Annotated in this window: 12 protein-coding genes; 4 read left to right on the top strand and 8 right to left on the bottom strand. The window is 55.5% G+C overall.

The window, feature by feature from the left end; translation table 11 throughout:
• The first annotated feature begins 134 nt into the window (after positions 1-134).
• From exaC to G565_RS0107670, 3 genes are all read left to right on the top strand, one after another.
• A complete protein-coding gene (gene exaC / locus G565_RS0107680; protein WP_028670405.1) occupies positions 135-1,658 on the top strand; it encodes an acetaldehyde dehydrogenase ExaC in 1,524 nt (507 codons plus the stop codon).
• Between the two features lie 627 nt (positions 1,659-2,285).
• Positions 2,286-3,770: a SulP family inorganic anion transporter gene (locus G565_RS0107675; RefSeq protein ID WP_028670404.1), complete on the top strand. Its 1,485-nt coding sequence runs from the start codon at positions 2,286-2,288 to the stop codon at positions 3,768-3,770.
• Entirely contained in the window at positions 3,770-4,630 is an 861-nt protein-coding gene (locus G565_RS0107670) for a universal stress protein (RefSeq protein ID WP_028670403.1), read from the top strand. The genes G565_RS0107675 and G565_RS0107670 overlap by 1 nt, the downstream gene beginning before the upstream one ends.
• Before the next feature lie 58 nt (positions 4,631-4,688).
• Here the strand turns inward: G565_RS0107670 and G565_RS0107665 are convergent, their stop codons facing one another.
• The 5 genes from G565_RS0107665 to G565_RS0107645 form a co-directional block, all read right to left on the bottom strand.
• On the bottom strand, positions 4,689-5,072 hold the full coding sequence (locus G565_RS0107665) for a hypothetical protein (RefSeq protein WP_028670402.1): 384 nt from the start codon (positions 5,070-5,072) through the stop codon (positions 4,689-4,691).
• The gene (locus tag G565_RS0107660; protein WP_211227144.1) at positions 5,072-5,617 is read right to left on the bottom strand and encodes an LOG family protein; all 546 of its coding nucleotides are present in this window, start codon (positions 5,615-5,617) and stop codon (positions 5,072-5,074) included. The genes G565_RS0107665 and G565_RS0107660 overlap by 1 nt, the downstream gene beginning before the upstream one ends.
• 60 nt (positions 5,618-5,677) lie before the next feature.
• Positions 5,678-6,187, bottom strand: coding sequence for a hypothetical protein (locus G565_RS0107655; RefSeq protein WP_028670400.1), 510 nt, complete (start codon positions 6,185-6,187; stop codon positions 5,678-5,680).
• A 122-nt stretch (positions 6,188-6,309) separates the two neighbouring features.
• The gene (locus G565_RS0107650; protein WP_028670399.1) at positions 6,310-8,082 is read right to left on the bottom strand and encodes a sodium:solute symporter family protein; all 1,773 of its coding nucleotides are present in this window, start codon (positions 8,080-8,082) and stop codon (positions 6,310-6,312) included.
• Between the two features lie 5 nt (positions 8,083-8,087).
• The gene (locus G565_RS0107645) at positions 8,088-8,348 is read right to left on the bottom strand and encodes a DUF4212 domain-containing protein (RefSeq protein ID WP_028670398.1); all 261 of its coding nucleotides are present in this window, start codon (positions 8,346-8,348) and stop codon (positions 8,088-8,090) included.
• 204 nt (positions 8,349-8,552) lie between these two features.
• Between G565_RS0107645 and G565_RS0107640 the strand changes: the two genes are divergently transcribed.
• Positions 8,553-9,395 carry a putative RNA methyltransferase gene (locus G565_RS0107640; RefSeq protein ID WP_028670397.1) on the top strand — a complete coding sequence of 281 codons (843 nt, stop codon included), beginning with the start codon at positions 8,553-8,555 and terminating at the stop codon, positions 9,393-9,395.
• Between the two features lie 156 nt (positions 9,396-9,551).
• Here G565_RS0107640 and aceF read toward each other — a convergent pair whose 3' ends face one another.
• From aceF to pyk, 3 genes are all read right to left on the bottom strand, one after another.
• Positions 9,552-11,495: a pyruvate dehydrogenase complex dihydrolipoyllysine-residue acetyltransferase gene (gene aceF / locus G565_RS0107635; RefSeq protein ID WP_028670396.1), complete on the bottom strand. Its 1,944-nt coding sequence runs from the start codon at positions 11,493-11,495 to the stop codon at positions 9,552-9,554.
• Positions 11,496-11,531: 36 nt separating this feature from the next.
• Positions 11,532-14,189, bottom strand: a complete 2,658-nt coding sequence (aceE, locus tag G565_RS0107630; RefSeq protein ID WP_028670395.1) for a pyruvate dehydrogenase (acetyl-transferring), homodimeric type — start codon at positions 14,187-14,189, stop codon at positions 11,532-11,534.
• 297 nt (positions 14,190-14,486) lie between these two features.
• Entirely contained in the window at positions 14,487-15,929 is a 1,443-nt protein-coding gene (gene pyk / locus G565_RS0107625) for a pyruvate kinase (RefSeq protein WP_028670394.1), read from the bottom strand.
• Positions 15,930-15,971: the final 42 nt, after the last annotated feature.

The raw sequence follows: 15,971 nt of genomic DNA, 5'->3' as shown, positions 1-15,971 counted from the left end.
TGGGCCCGCTTATTCAGTCCCTCTGTTTTAGTCTCTTCCCGGCAGCAATGCAAGCGCTGGCACGGCTGTTGCGGTAGCTCGGGTGGCAACACCCAAAACAACAATTCATAAAACAACATCCAGAGGTACACACCATGCTTTATTCGCATCCCGGTCAGCCCGATTCTCCGGTTTCAGTCAAAACCCGTTATGGCAACTTTATCGGTGGCAAATGGGTCGAGCCGGTCAAGGGTCAGTATTTCGACAATGTATCTCCGGTAACCGGTGATATTTTTTGTCAGATTCCCCGTTCAGGCGCTGAAGACATCGAATTGGCTCTGGATGCGGCCCATGCGGCCAAAGAAGGATGGGGGAAAATGTCGGTGACAGCGCGTTCCAATATTCTGCTGAAGGTTGCCGACCGTCTGGAACAGAATCTGGAAATGATTGCCATTGCCGAAACCTGGGATAACGGTAAGGCGGTGCGCGAGACGTTGAACGCCGATGTACCGCTGGCGGTCGATCATTTCCGCTACTTCGCCGGTGCGATTCGGGCCCAGGAAGGTTCGGTCGGGGAGATCGACGAGCACACCGTGGCCTATCACTTTCACGAGCCTCTGGGCGTGGTCGGGCAGATCATCCCCTGGAATTTCCCGCTGCTGATGGCGGCCTGGAAACTGGCCCCGGCACTGGCCAGTGGCAACTGCACCATTCTGAAACCGGCGGAACAGACGCCGTGGTCGATTCTGAAATTCGTTGAACTGATCGAAGATCTGTTGCCGCCGGGCGTGTTGAACGTCGTTAATGGCTATGGGGCCGAAGCCGGCGAGGCGCTGGCGACCAGCACCCGCATTGCCAAGATCGCCTTTACCGGCTCAACCCCGGTTGGCTCGCACATTCTCAAATGTGCGGCTGAAAACATCATTCCCTCTTCGGTGGAGCTCGGTGGCAAGTCGCCCAACATTTTCTTTGAAGACGTTATGCAGTATGAAGACAGCTACCTGAGCAAGTGCATCGAAGGGGTTGTACTGGCGTTCTTCAATCAGGGCGAAGTTTGTACCTGCCCGTCACGCTTGTTGGTGCATGAGTCGATTTACGATGAATTCATGAAGAAAGTGATTGAGCGCACCAATCAGATCAAGCGTGGCAACCCGCTGGATACTGAAGTGATGGTCGGTGCCCAGGCATCAAAAGAGCAATTCGACAAGATCATGGGTTACTTTGCCATTGGCCGGGAAGAGGGTGCGGAATTCCTGTTAGGTGGTGATCAGCTGGGCACAACGGAAGGCAAGTACGAGTCTGGCTTCTACATTCAGCCCACGCTGATGAAAGGCCACAATAAGATGCGCGTCTTTCAGGAAGAAATTTTTGGCCCGGTGGTGTCAGTTACCACATTCAAGGACGAAGCCGAAGCACTGGAAATTGCCAATGATACGGAATTCGGACTGGGTGCCGGCCTGTGGACACGCGACATGAACCGCGCCTATCGCATGGGGCGCGGCATCCAGGCGGGTAGGGTCTGGACCAACTGCTACCACCATTATCCGGCCCATGCTGCCTTTGGTGGCTACAAAAAATCCGGGGTTGGCCGCGAGAACCACAAAATGATGCTCGACCACTACCAGCAAACCAAGAACCTCCTGGTCAGCTATGACGTGAACCCTATGGGTTTCTTCTAATGTGTTGCCTAGAGTCCGTGCCAGACACCGGGTATACCTATCCGGGGTCGGCGTGAACCCATCCGTGGGGCCTAGGCTGCAGCATCCATGCTGCAGACTACCCCGGATAGGTACACCCGATGCCTGACACTGGGCTGTTCGAGGACCCTAAAAATTGAAAGTACGGTATCTGATTTTTTGTCCAACTGTTGGTTGGAATGTCAGAGTTCGCCGGCAAACGATTAGCATCGGGTACCAGGTAGGCTCATCAAGGGGGGTTCGCAACATGGATGTTGCGATCCAGGCCCCATGGAAGGGTTGAGTGGGCGGCATCCCGCCCGACCCTTGAGGAGCCTACCTGGTAGCCGATGCGGGTTCTTGGCGCGAACTCAATTTGAGATGTAACCACCGTACCGTGACAAAGGGTGACCTGGGGTTGTTATCTGCTCCCCAGTCGCTATCATGCGCTTCCCTTTATCAGACGAGCCAGCGGCACCTATCGTGACCCTTACGCCACCATAGCATTTTCCCACCTCCGCAGACTCTCCGAGCCTGTCGTCTGACCTATTCTGTTCATGCAGGGCATGCATCCTGTGTGGCGCGCCGATACGCGGCACTTGTTTTTTATCCGTACCTCCTGAGGTTCTTATGTTGTTATCTTCTACCCGAAAAGACTGGTTCGGGAATGTTCGTGGCGATGTGCTCGCCGGTTTAGTCGTAGCACTGGCTTTGATTCCCGAGGCCATTGCCTTTTCGATCATTGCCGGCGTTGACCCTAAAGTCGGGTTGTATGCGTCGTTTTGCATGGCGGTGATCATTGCCTTTACGGGCGGTCGACCCGGCATGATTTCAGCAGCCACCGGCGCTATGGCGCTGTTGATGGTGACTCTGGTCAAGGAGCATGGGCTGCAATACCTGTTAGCGGCGACGTTGTTGACTGGTGTGCTTCAAATCTGTATCGGCTACCTTCGCATGGGCGAACTGATGCGTTTTGTGTCGCGCTCTGTGGTCACGGGGTTCGTGAACGCCCTGGCCATTCTGATTTTTATGGCGCAGTTGCCGGAACTGACCAACGTAACCTGGCACGTCTATGCGATGACCGTGGCGGGCCTTGGCATTATCTATTTGTTCCCGCTGATTAACAAAACCATTCCGTCTCCTCTGGTGACCATTGTGGTGCTGACCGGCGTGAGCTTGGTGCTGGGGCTCGATATACGGACTGTGGGCGATCTGGGTGACCTGCCAGATACGCTGCCTGTGTTTCTGTGGCCTGATGTTCCACTGAACCTGGAAACCCTGAAAATCATCTTCCCCTATGCTTTTGCGCTGGCCATGGTCGGTATTCTTGAGTCTTTGATGACGGCGACTATCGTTGATGACCTGACCGATACACCGAGTGACAAAAACCGCGAGTGCAAGGCTCAGGGTGTTGCCAACATTGGTTCGGGCCTGCTCGGCGGCATGGCGGGCTGTGCCATGATCGGTCAGTCGGTCATCAACGTGAAGTCCGGTGGTCGCGGGCGTTTGTCGACCCTGGTAGCGGGTGTGGTGTTGCTGATCATGGTGGTTTTTTTGAACCCCTGGGTGTCACAAATACCCATGGCGGCCCTGGTGTCAGTGATGATCATGGTCTCCATCGGAACCTTCAACTGGGGCTCGTTCAAGGACCTCAAACAATATCCGCTGTCGACCAACATTGTGATGATCGTGACGGTGGTGGTCGTGGTATGGACGCATAACCTGGCTTACGGTGTTTTTGCCGGTGTATTGCTGGCGGCCCTGTTCTTCGCGAACAAAGTCGGCCACTTTATGTATGTCGCCAGTGAGTTGGATGAACAAACCGATACCCGTCGCTACAGCGTCGTCGGCCAGGTCTTCTTTACGTCGTCGGAGAAGTTTGTCGCTTCGTTTGACTTCAAAGAAGCGGTCGATCATGTTGTGATTGACCTGACCCGTGCTCATTTCTGGGATATCACAGCCGTGGGTGCGCTCGACAAGGCTGTTATCAAGTTCCGCCGAGAGGGTGCACAGGTCGAGATCATTGGCTTGAACGAGGCCAGTGAAACCATCGTCGACCGCTTTGGTGTGCACGATAAACCCGAAGAGATCGACAAAGTGTTAGGAGGTCACTGATGTTTAATAACGACAATAAAATACTGGCCTGCATCGACGGTTCCAAGTACAGCCAGTCGGTCTGTGACTACGCCGCCTGGATCAGCCAGCGTACGGGCGCTCCGCTGCAGTTACTGCACAATCTGGAGCACACCGGCGGTGCCTCTTCGGCCGACCTGTCCGGTGCCATTGGCCTGGGCAGTCGGGATACCCTGTTGCAAGAACTCACCGAGGTAGAGGAACAGCGCAACCGGCTGATGATGGAGCAGGGTAAGCTGATGCTGGCGGCTGCCAAAGAACGGATTGAGCAGGGCGGCACTGTGGCCACTACCCGGCAACGCCATGGCAGCCTGACTGAATCGCTGATCGATATGGAAGAGGACATTCGAGTTTTGGTGCTTGGTATCCGCGGCGAAGAGCATGAGCAGGATAGCAAGCATCTGGGGGCTCACCTGGAAGCGACGATCCGGGCACTGCACCGGCCAATTCTGGTGGTAAACACTGAGTTCAGCGTGCCCGGGAAAGTCATGCTCGCTTACGACGGCAGCGATGCCTCCGGTAAGGCACTCGACATGCTGGCGCAAAGCCCGCTGTTCAAGGGTATTCCGGTTCATTTGGTGACCGTGGGAGAGGACCCGGCCGATTCCAATACCCTGCAGCACAAGGCAACAAAGCTTTTACAGGCGGCGGGTCACACAATTACGGCCGTGACACTGGACGGGAAACCCAGTGACGCGCTGGTGAGTTATCAGGCTGAGCATGATATCGACCTGACTCTGATGGGTGCTTTCAGCCATACTCGCTTGCGTGAGCTGGTGCTGGGCAGCCTGACTGCGAAGGTGTTATTGAAGTCGAACAAGCCGCTGTTGTTGTTAAGATAACCGGTGTTGTTAAGATAACCGGTTTGGCTTAACACCCATTCCACCCTGTGCAGAACGCTCAGGGTGGAAGGTCCTTGTCTTGCTTCACCTTGCTGTCCTGATCCACTCCCTTGCGCCACACCTTCACTACATAGATATACAGCATGACCACCAATGCAGCGGCCAGGCCCGAGGCCAGTATTGACGGTTGCTCTACGGACTCAGGGTTCATGGTTAAACCGAGGCCACCAATAGTGAACACCTGTTGTGGCATCAGCCAGCGTTTACGCGGCCTACCGGTTAACGTAGCGCGCAGTGTGAAGTGCAACGCCATCGGTGCAACCGCGAGCAGCACACCCCACCAGGGTGCCGGTTCAGATCCGTTGACGAGCGCCAGTATCGCCACCATCGCCGATACGCCGAGTAAACCGGTGTAGGCGCGCATGAAAAAGGCAATGTTCATCAGGGCTTGACCCGGCTTTCCAGAGTGTCGAGCAAACCCTCCACCGTCGATTCGATGATTAAGGTGGTTGTCAGGTCTGCCCAGGCGAAGCCCTGGTCTGTCATACGGGTGATCATGGTCAGGAGTGGGTCGTAGTAGCCATCGTGGTTCAGAATAGCCACGGGCTTGTGATGATAGCCAAGCATCTGCCAGGTCCACACTTCAAACAGTTCCTCCATGGTTCCGGGTCCACCGGGCAGCGCCACGAAGGCGTCGGCCGGGTCGGCCATACCGGCTTTTCGCTCATGCATGGTATCGACCACCTGCAGCTCGGTAATACCGGGGTGTGCCACCTCCCGGTCAACCAGGGCCTTGGGCATCACACCCAAAACGCGGCGCCCACCCGCGAGAACGGCATCGGCGACAGCACCCATCAGGCCAATATTGGCTCCACCATAAATCAGGTCGTGCTCACGCAGGGCCATTTGTTGGCCCAGGCTGGTGGCCAGTTCGACGTATTCCGCACTGTGGCCACTTTTTGAGCCGCAATAGACTGTTATCTGCATGATGTTCCCCTGATGACTGGCGCTGCAAGCATGCCAGCTTCAGTGACTGATCTCAAAGGGTCAGTTCTTGCAGACACCGTTCATCAGGGTGCTGTCTTGCTCAAGGGTACGGATGTCATTGACCTGGGCTTCTCCGGCTTCTGTCATCGGCACCAGTTCGGTGGTGGTGCAGTTGAGCAGGTAGGTTTGGTAGGTAACCTGATCAATGTGCTGCTTTTCAAAACGATACAAGACAAAACGAACGATAGTGTCGCCTTCCTGTTCGCGCTCAGTCAGGTTGTTGGTATCAAGTACGGTAAAAGCATTGATCATGGGGTAAACCATAGTCCAGGGGCGCCAGACCTGGTTGGGTGACTCAGTTGATACGACGATGGAGCCCGGCGGCAGTTGCGTCTGCTTCAACTCGAACCAGCTGTATTCGAAATTGACCTGATAAGCGAGCATCCCCGCGCCAGCGAAGACTGGAATGATCCATCGGGGCAGTTTTTTACGGCTCAGAACACGAAGAAAAAGGGCGATGCCGGCGGCACCCAGGCCCGATACTGCAATTGCGATGATATGCCATAACATGAAAGGTTAACCCTGAAATAAAACGGGCTTCCAAGTGGAAGCCCGTGAAAGAAACTGTGGTTTTTTGGTGAATCCGGTACGACCCCCGGGTTACGAGAGTCGTTGGTTGTACTCCGGATCAATCAGTGGCTGAGGTGACTCGCAGCGCCAGCCCCTTTCGGGTAGCGAACGCTCTCCACCAGTTCCTGAATTTCCTTCGGTGGTGCATCAGTCGCATTAGAGACGATGAAGGCCACGCCGAAGTTGATCATAGCACCGACTGCGCCGAAGGACAGGGGTGAAATGCCAAACAACCAGTTGTCAGCGGTGTTGGCCAGCATGTTGGTGTCTGGAACGAAGAACCAGCCGAGGTAGGTGAAAATGTACAACAGCGTGGACAACAGACCGGCCAGCATACCTGCAATCGCACCCTTGTCGTTCATGCGAGTAGAGAAAATACCCATCATGATCGCCGGGAAGATTGACGCAGCCGCAATACCGAATGCCAGTGCCACCGTCTGTGCCGCGAACCCGGGAGGATTCAAACCCAGATAGGTTGCCAGCAAAATGGCACCGCCCATGGAGATCCGGGCGGCCAGCATTTCCCCTTTCTCACTGATGTCGGGTTTGAGGGTCTTCTTGATCAGGTCGTGACTGATGGCCGAGGAAATGGCAAGCAACAACCCGGCTGCTGTCGACAGTGCTGCAGCGATACCGCCGGCTGCAATCAAGCCGATGACCCAGCCTGGCAGATTGGCAATTTCAGGGTTGGCCAGTACCAGGATATCGTTGTTAACCGTCAGTTCATTACCAGCCCAGCCACGTGCATCTGCGGTTTCTTCGAACGAAGGAACGGCATTGTAGAACTGGATACGGCCATCGTTGTTTTTGTCGGTATAACTCACCAGACCGGTTTCTTCCCAGCTGCGAATCCATTGTGGTCGTTCGTCATATTGCAGGGCAGGTGCTTCAGCACCATCCGGGAACACAGTCGTCAGCAGGTTCAGACGCGCCATGGACGCAACAGCAGGTGCTGTCAGGTACAACAGAGCGATGAACACCAGAGCCCAGCCGGCAGACCAGCGAGCGTCGGCGACTTTGGGTACTGTGAAGAAGCGGATGATGACGTGCGGCAGACCGGCGGTACCGATCATCAGCGACAGGGTAAACAACACCATGTTCAGTTTATTGGAAACATCAGCGGTGTAGTCTCTGAAGCCCAACTCGCGAACCACTTCATCCAGTTTGGCCAGCAAAGGCATTCCCGAGTCGGTATGTTCACTGAACAAACCAAACATCGGAATCGGGTTGCCGGTCAGTTGCAGTGAGATAAAAATCGCCGGGATGGTGTAGGCGATGATCAGCACGACATACTGAGCGACCTGAGTGTAGGTAATGCCTTTCATGCCACCGAATACCGCATAGAAAAATACGATAACCGCCGCAATCCAGATACCGGCTGTGCTGCTCACTTCCAGGAAGCGCGAGAAGGCCACACCCGCACCGGTCATCTGACCGATTACATAGGTTACCGACGCAACAATCAGACAAACCACAGCCACCAGTCGCGCTTTGCTGCTGTAGAAACGGTCACCGATAAAGTCGGGAACCGTGAACTTGCCAAACTTGCGCAAGTAGGGAGCCAGCAGCATGGCCAGCAGAACGTAACCACCGGTCCAACCCATGAGGAAGGTGGAGTTGGCGTAACCGCCCGCTGCGATCAAACCTGCCATGGAAATAAACGAGGCAGCAGACATCCAGTCGGCAGCCGTTGCCATACCGTTGGTGATTGGGTTGATGCCGCCACCGGCGACGTAGAATTCTTTGGTCGAGGAAGCCCGCGCCCATATCGCGATACCGATATAGAGTGCAAAGGAGCCGCCGACAAAGATCAGGTTAATTGCAAATTGACTCATCTGCCTTACTCCCCGAGGTCGAATTTCTTATCGAGTTTGTTCATCTTCCAGGCATAGAAGAAGATCAAACCGATAAAGCTGAGAATTGAACCCTGTTGAGCAAACCAGAAGCCAAGATCGGTGCCGCCAAACTGAATTCCGGCCAATAGAGGACGAAACAAAATGGCGCAACCGTAGGACACAAAAGCCCAGACGATCAGACAACCCAGAATCAATCTCAGGTTGGCCGACCAATACTGCGCCGCTGGGGATTTTTCATCACTCATGATGTGTTCTCCGTCTTATTGTTGTTGAACGAGCTAGAGAGTGCGCGGTGTTCTTAAGAAAACCCATCGCTATGGTGCATAATTGCAGTGTCCATTGAAAAGCCAGACTTTAGTCTCATGGGAGGAGATGGCTGCAAGCTATGAGCTGCGAGAGGGTCGGGTTTTTCGGTATGATGGGGGGTTCATGCTCCGGTTTGGCTGTTTATGACGGTTACTGCTTTTGAATGCCTGGCTTGCCCTCTGGATGGCGAGCCGTTGAATACCCGCGGATCTGCCTGGCAATGCCCGCGGGGACACAGCTTTGATATAGCTCGCCAGGGTTACGTGCACCTGTTACCGGTGCAGAAAAAACGGTCGAAAGATCCCGGAGACAGCAAGGCGATGGTGGCCGCACGGCAACGTTTTTTACAGGCGGGCCATTACCAGTGCATTGCCCGGGCGCTCAATGAGGCTGTGGTGCAGGATATGAGCTCTGGTGCTGCCTGCCTGGATGCCGGGTGCGGTGAAGGGTATTACCTGAGGCAGCTGGGCCAGAGTTTGCCCGAAGACGTCGAACTGCAGGTGCTGGGGTTGGATGTGTCCAAATGGGCGGTGCAGTCAGCGGCAAAGCAAGACGCGCAGCCGGCCTGGGTTGTAGGTACCAATGCCCGATTGCCGGTATTGGATAACAGCATTGATCGCTTGCTTTGTGTGTTTGGCTTCCCGGTGTATGAAGAATTTGCCCGGGTCATCAGGCCCGGCGGGCGCCTGATCATGGTCGACCCGGGCCCGGATCATCTGCGTGAGTTGCGCGAAGTGATCTACCCGACTCTGAATGAACGGCCGGATTCAGCCCGAACCTACCCGGACACTTTCCAGGTAGTGGGTAGCCAGTCTGTCACCCGGAAACTGACACTTGAAGGCGAACAGTGCATTGCCGACTTGCTGGCGATGACACCGCATCTGTACCGGGCACCCGCTGCGGGCATCGAAAAGTTGAAGGCGCTGACTCATCTGGACGTCACAGTCGATGTCCGGGTTCAGGTGCTGATCCCGGCATCGGATTAAAATAGTGTTCACTAAAACGTTGAAGTTCGTAACTGTTTGAGTGCCCGGTGGCTGGCACGGACTCATGGCTATGCAGGGAACCTAAACGTCCAATTTTGAAGCAAAAAAAACCCGGCTTGAGCCGGGTTCGTGGTTGTTGTCATCCATCCCTGATCGTTACAGCACTAGTCGACGGATATCGCTCAGTACCTCGGTCAGGTAAGTGGCGAACTTGGCCGCATCGGCCCCGTTTACGGCGCGGTGGTCATAGGACAACGACAGCGGCGTAAAGGTGCGTGGCACAAACTCCTTGCCATTCCAGTGCGGTTTGACCTGGTTCTTTGAAACACCAAGAATGGCCACTTCCGGCGCGTTGACGATTGGCGTAAACGCCGTGCCGCCCAAACCACCGAGGCTGGAGACGGTAAAGCAGCCACCGCGCATCTCGTCCGACTTCACCTTGCCATCGCGACCGCGTTTGGCCAGATCAATGATTTCCTCGGCGATCTGCCAGATCGACTTCTTGTCGGCATCTTTGATTACCGGCACGATCAGGCCGTTGGGCGTGTCAACCGCCAGGCCGATGTTCACATAGTGTTTGTGCACAATGCGCTTGCCATCAGCCATCAGTGAGACGTTGAAGTTCGGGAACTCAAGCAGTGCTGAAGCACAGGCCTTGACGATAAACGCCAGCGGGCTGATCTTGATGCCGCGCTTTTCCATCTCGCCTTTCAGTGACTGGCGGAAGGCTTCGGTCTCGGTTACATCGGCTTCGTCGAACTGTGTCACGTGCGGGATATTCAGCCAGTTGCGCGCCATGTTCTGGGCGGTAATCTGTTGAATCCGGGTCAGATCTTTCACTTCAACTTCGCCGAACTTGCTGAAATCCTGATCCGGAACGCCCGGAATACCTGCACCCGCGGCAGTCTGAGCCGGTTCCTGAACCCGTTTCTTGACCCAGGCGGCAACGTCGTCTTTTACGATTCGGCCTTTCGGTCCTGAACCCGGTACCAATGCCAGGTCGACCCCGAATTCCCGAGCCAGCTTGCGCACGGCCGGTCCGGCATGAACGGTTTTCGACGGACGCACCGGGGCATCGTCATGGGCGGTGGCCAGAGTGGCCGGTTGCTCTTCCGCCGCCGCTTTGGGGGCCGGGGCATCAGACTTGGCTGGTTTGTCATCGGCTTTGGCGGAGGTCGACTCACCACCGCTGACTTTCAGCTTCAGCAGGGGAGTACCTTCACTGACCTTGTCGCCCGTTTTGACCAGCACCTCAACCACTTCGCCAGCTTCCAGAGCCGGCACTTCCATGCTGGCTTTATCGGTTTCCAGCACCACCATGGGGTCATCAATGGCCAGCTTGTCACCGGGTTTGACGGAGACTTCGATAACATCCACGTCTGAAGCATCACCAAGGTCCGGTGCGTTGACGGTAATGACGCTGTCACTCCCCCCTCCGGACGCTGCTGGTGCAGCATTGTCATGACCGCTCTTTTCGTCATCGGATGACGATGATGCAGCACCGCCTGCCGACTTCACTTCGACCAGAATACTGCCTTCTTTGACCTGATCGCCTTCTTTGACCTTGATCGAGACCACTTCACCGGCGACATCCGACGGCACTTCCATACTGGCCTTGTCCGATTCCAGTACCACAATCGGGTCATCGACCTCAATGCTGTCACCGACTTTGACGTTAATTTCGATAACGCCGGCGTCATCCATACCGATGTCCGGCACCTTCACGGAGACGACTTCGCCACCGCTTTTCGACGCTGCCTTGGACGGCTTTTCTGTCTCGTCGGCTTTGCTGTCAGCTTCCTTGTCTGCGGGGGCATCGGTTTTATCGTCCGACTTTCCGTCAGCAGAATCGCTGTCGGAATCACCTTCGATTTCCAGGTACAGAATTTCGTCGCCTTCAGAGAGGCTGTCGCCTTCTTTGACTTTTACCTGGGTGACCTTGCCAGCTTTGGGCGACGGGACATCCATGGATGCCTTGTCTGACTCCAGCACAATCAGAGTATCGTCTTCACCGACGGTATCCCCGGCTTTGACGCTGACCTCAATGACTGAGGCCTCGTCCATTCCCAGATCGGGAACCTTAATGATTTCAGTTGCCATGCATGACTCCTAAATCCGCTCGTATCCTGTACCCGATCAAGACAGCGCCGGGTTGGGTTTGTTGGGGTCGAGGTTGTACTGTTTCAGCGCCTTGGTGACGTCTTTCGCATCAACAGTGCCTTCTTCCGCGAGGGCATTCAGAGCAGCGACCACAATCCAGTAGCGATCGACTTCAAAGAAATGACGCAGTTTCTGGCGCGAGTCACTGCGGCCAAAGCCGTCGGTACCGAGCACGTGGTAGCTGTGCGGAACCCACTTACGGATCTGGTTGGCGTAGTTTTTCATGTAATCGCTGGCCGCGATGACCGGCCCGCGGCGTTTTTGCAGCATTTCGGTCACGTAAGACAGTTGCTTGTCACGTTCCGGGTGAAGCATGTTGTCGCGATCGGTATTCAGGCCGTCGCGAGTCAGCTCGTTGTAGCTGGTTACCGCCCAGACGTCAGACTGCACGCCGTAGTCATCGCGCAACAGGGTGGCCGCTGCGCGAACTTCCTGAAGGATGGAGCCGGAACCGAACAACTGAACCGCTTTTTTGCCCTTCTTCACACCGTCTTCGAGCAAATACATGCCGCGTTTGATGCCGTCGACCATCGACTCATCGAGACCCGGGTTGTGGTAGTTCTCGTTCAGGGTGGTGATGTAGTAGAAGACGTTTTCCTGGTCTTCGACCATGCGCTTCATGCCTTCCTGAACAATGGTGACCAGTTCGTAGCCGTAGGTGCAGTCGTAAGTGACGCAGTTTGGAATGGTCCCGGCCAGAATATGGCTGTGACCATCCTGGTGCTGCAAGCCTTCGCCGTTGAGGGTAGTTCGGCCCGAAGTAGCACCGATCAGGAAACCCCGTGCCTGCAAGTCACCCGCCGCCCAGGACAAGTCGCCCACGCGCTGGAAACCAAACATCGAATAGTAGATGTAGAACGGGATCAACTGGCGGTTATAAGTGCTGTAAGCCGTTGCCGCCGAAAGCCAGGAACTGAATGCACCACTCTCGTTGATGCCTTCCTGCAGAATCTGACCCTTGACGTCTTCCTTGTACCACATGACCTGGCCTTTATCCTGAGGGATATAAAGCTGGCCGTTGGGCGAATAGATACCAAACTGACGGAACAGGCCTTCCATACCAAAGGTACGGGCTTCATCCGGCACGATCGGGACGATTCGGTCACCGATGTTTTTGTCTTTCATCAGTGTGGAAATCAGGCGCACAAAGGTCATGGTGGTCGAGATTTCACGTTCACCGCTGTCTTTGGTCAGCGCTTCGAAGGATTCAAGCGATGGCACCGACAGTTTTTCCTTGGCCGTCTGGCGACGCATGGGAATGTAGCCGCCCAGGTCGTTGCGGTGCTTGCGAATGTACTGCATTTCCGGGCTGTTCTCGTCCGGGCGGTAGAACGGAATCTTGCCCGCTTCGAGGTCTTCATCGGAAATCGGCACGCCGCAACGATCGCGGAAGGTTTTCAGATCCTCAACGCTCAACTTTTTCAGCGAGTGAGTGGCGTTCTTGCCTTCACCCGCTTCAATGCCATAACCCTTGACGGTGTGCGCCAGGATAACCGTTGGCTGTCCGTTGTTGTCGTTCACTGCGCGATCAAAAGCCGAGTAAACTTTGTAGGGGTCGTGACCGCCGCGGTTCATGCGATAAATGTCGTCATCGCTCATATCCTTGACCATTTCGGCCAGTTCCGGATATTTACCGAAGAAGTGTTCGCGGGTGTAGGCCCCGCCGTGTGATTTAAACGCCTGCAGTTCGCCATCGACGACTTCGTCCATGCGTTTCTGCAGCAGGCCTTTGCTGTCTTTGGCAAACAGCTTGTCCCACTGGCGGCCCCAGACCACCTTGATGACATTCCAGCCAGCACCGCGGAACATGCCTTCCAGTTCCTGAATGATCTTGCCGTTACCACGAACCGGACCGTCAAGGCGCTGCAGGTTGCAGTTAATTACAAAGTTCAGGTTGTCGAGGTGTTCACGGCCGGCGAGCGAGATGGCACCCAGTGATTCCGGCTCATCGGTTTCGCCGTCACCCAGGAAAGCCCAGACTTTGCCGCCCTTGTCGATTTCGCCGCGGTTTTCAAGGTAGCGCATCACGTGCGCCTGGTAAATGGCCTGAATCGGACCCAGGCCCATCGATACGGTCGGGAACTGCCAGTAGTCGGGCATCAACCAGGGGTGGGGGTAGGACGACAGGCCTTTGCCATCGACTTCACGACGGAAGTTGTCGAGCTGATCTTCGCTCAGGCGGCCTTCAACAAAGGAGCGCGCATAGATGCCGGGAGAGATATGGCCCTGGAAATAGACCATGTCACCCGGGTGAGTGTCGGTCGGTGCACGCCAGAAGTGGTTGAAGCCCATGTCATACAGGGTGGCAGAGGACTGAAAGCTGGAGATGTGCCCGCCCAGTTCATCACCACTTTTGTTGGCGCGAATGACCATTGCTAGCGCATTCCAGCGAATCATGGAGCGAATTTTACGCTCCATGTCGTTGTCGCCGGGATACTTGGGTTCTTCATCCAGCGTAATGGTGTTGCGGAACGGTGTGTTCAGCGCAAAGGGTACATCCGGACCGCCCTTGGTGATGTTGTCGGACAAGCGTTTGAGCAGAAACTGCGCGCGGTCGTTGCCTTCTTCGCGCATAACCGACGCCAGGGCATCAAGCCATTCCTGCGTTTCAATCGGATCGATATCGTGTGCCATAAAGTTCAGACCTCTTCCCCTATGGGTTGAATCATCAGTCGTAGATTCACAAGTTGCGAGCCGGTGTAAAGGCACCCGCTCGTTTGAAATAGTGCTTTAACTCTAGCAGGCGGCTGAAATTCTGTGAATTTCAACCGCCTGCCAGACTACTATTGTCCGTCTTTGGCCGGGTTAGCGTGATTTCGCATTCTGGCGAAATTTCGCTTTTTGCTAACCCTGAAACAACAAACGGCAGCCAGAGGGCTGCCGTTTTGGATTGTCGCTTTTAAAGTATCACAGTAATCGCGGCCGCCCTTTTTACAGGATATTCCCAACGCTGACAATCTTAAGGGTATTGGTGCCGCCATGCACACCCTGGTGGTCGCCATAGCTGAGCAGCACCAGATCGCCATCCTTGACAATGCCGCGTTGTTTCAATTCATCCACCGCGCGCTTGTTTACTTGCTCGATCGGGCCGGCTGATACATCAAAGGCGATGGCTTCGACGCCCCGGTACAGCGCGCATTTACGCTGTGTCAGCTCCTGACGGGTCATGGCGTAGATCGGCATGCCCGAGCTGATGCGAGACATCCAGCGTGGCGTCGAGCCCGACTCGGTCATACAGACAATCGCCTTCACACCCTTAAGGTGATTGGCGGTGTACATGACCGACATGGCAATGGCTTCATCGACGCGATGGAACTCAGTGTTTACCCGGTGGCGTGACTGGGTTGTCAGCGGGTGTTTTTCAGCACCCAGACAGACGTCGTTCATAGCCTTGACTGTCTCGACCGGGTAGGCGCCCGCCGCGGTTTCGGCAGAACACATAACCGCATCGGTGCCATCGAGCACGGCGTTCGCGACATCGAACACTTCCGCCCGCGTCGGGAACGGGTTGTCGATCATCGATTCCATCATCTGGGTCGCCGTAATGACCACGCGGTCCAGTGTCCGGGCCCGTTTGATGATGTGTTTCTGTACACTGATCAGCGCCGGATCACCAATTTCCACGCCCAGATCGCCCCGGGCAACCATCACCACATCAGACGCGAGGATGATGCGATCGAGGTTATCGTGATCCAGGACGGCTTCAGCGCGCTCCAGTTTCGCCACGATCTCCGCAGTGGAGCCGGCTTCGGCCAGCAATTGACGCGCTTCGTTCATGTCTTCGGCATTGCGCGGGAATGAGACAGCGATGTAATCAACCCCAATGGCCGCAGCAGTTTTGATATCTGCCTTGTCTTTCTCGGTCAGCGCCTTGGCAGAGAGTCCACCGCCCAGCTTGTTGATGCCCTTGTTGTTCGACAGCGGGCCGCCCTGGATAACGATGGTATGAACGGCATTGCCTTCAACTTTTTCGACCTGGACTTTCACGCGACCGTCATCGAGCAGGTAAATGTCGCCGGGTTTGCTGTCGGCGGCCAGTTCGGGGTAGTCGATACCAACCCGGGTGCTGTCACCCGCGTTCTTGTCGAAATCGACATCCAGAATAAACGCCTGGCCATCGTCGAGTTGGACTTTGGTGTCCTTGAAGCGGGCAATGCGAATTTTTGGGCCTTGCAGGTCGCCGAGGATGCCAACATGAAGGCTGTGCTTTTTGGCGATGGCGAGAACTTCATCGGCACGGCGCTGATGGTCTTCCGGGCTTCCGTGTGAAAAGTTCAGGCGAACGACGTTGGCGCCCGCCAGAATGAGCTTCTCGAGCACACCGTCACGATCGGTGGCCGGGCCCAGGGTAGTGACGATTTTGGTACGTCTCATGGTATCTCGGATCTCTTGTTGTCGGGTCTGGCTGTGACACTC

This window comes from Saccharospirillum impatiens DSM 12546 (genome assembly GCF_000423605.1).
Taxonomy (GTDB): domain Bacteria; phylum Pseudomonadota; class Gammaproteobacteria; order Pseudomonadales; family Natronospirillaceae; genus Saccharospirillum; species Saccharospirillum impatiens.
This window is presented reverse-complemented; position numbering and strand designations above follow the sequence as displayed.

Coding starts and splice junctions, on each gene's coding strand:
- G565_RS0107665 (WP_028670402.1), bottom strand. CDS start 5,072: ATGAACATTGCCTTTTTCATGCGCGCCTACACCGGTTTACTCGGCGTA.
- G565_RS0107655 (WP_028670400.1), bottom strand. CDS start 6,187: ATGTTATGGCATATCATCGCAATTGCAGTATCGGGCCTGGGTGCCGCC.
- G565_RS0107650 (WP_028670399.1), bottom strand. CDS start 8,082: ATGAGTCAATTTGCAATTAACCTGATCTTTGTCGGCGGCTCCTTTGCA.
- G565_RS0107640 (WP_028670397.1), top strand. CDS start 8,553: ATGACGGTTACTGCTTTTGAATGCCTGGCTTGCCCTCTGGATGGCGAG.
- G565_RS0107660 (WP_211227144.1), bottom strand. CDS start 5,617: ATGCAGATAACAGTCTATTGCGGCTCAAAAAGTGGCCACAGTGCGGAA.
- pyk (WP_028670394.1), bottom strand. CDS start 15,929: ATGAGACGTACCAAAATCGTCACTACCCTGGGCCCGGCCACCGATCGT.
- exaC (WP_028670405.1), top strand. CDS start 135: ATGCTTTATTCGCATCCCGGTCAGCCCGATTCTCCGGTTTCAGTCAAA.
- aceF (WP_028670396.1), bottom strand. CDS start 11,495: ATGGCAACTGAAATCATTAAGGTTCCCGATCTGGGAATGGACGAGGCC.
- G565_RS0107670 (WP_028670403.1), top strand. CDS start 3,770: ATGTTTAATAACGACAATAAAATACTGGCCTGCATCGACGGTTCCAAG.
- aceE (WP_028670395.1), bottom strand. CDS start 14,189: ATGGCACACGATATCGATCCGATTGAAACGCAGGAATGGCTTGATGCC.
- G565_RS0107645 (WP_028670398.1), bottom strand. CDS start 8,348: ATGAGTGATGAAAAATCCCCAGCGGCGCAGTATTGGTCGGCCAACCTG.
- G565_RS0107675 (WP_028670404.1), top strand. CDS start 2,286: ATGTTGTTATCTTCTACCCGAAAAGACTGGTTCGGGAATGTTCGTGGC.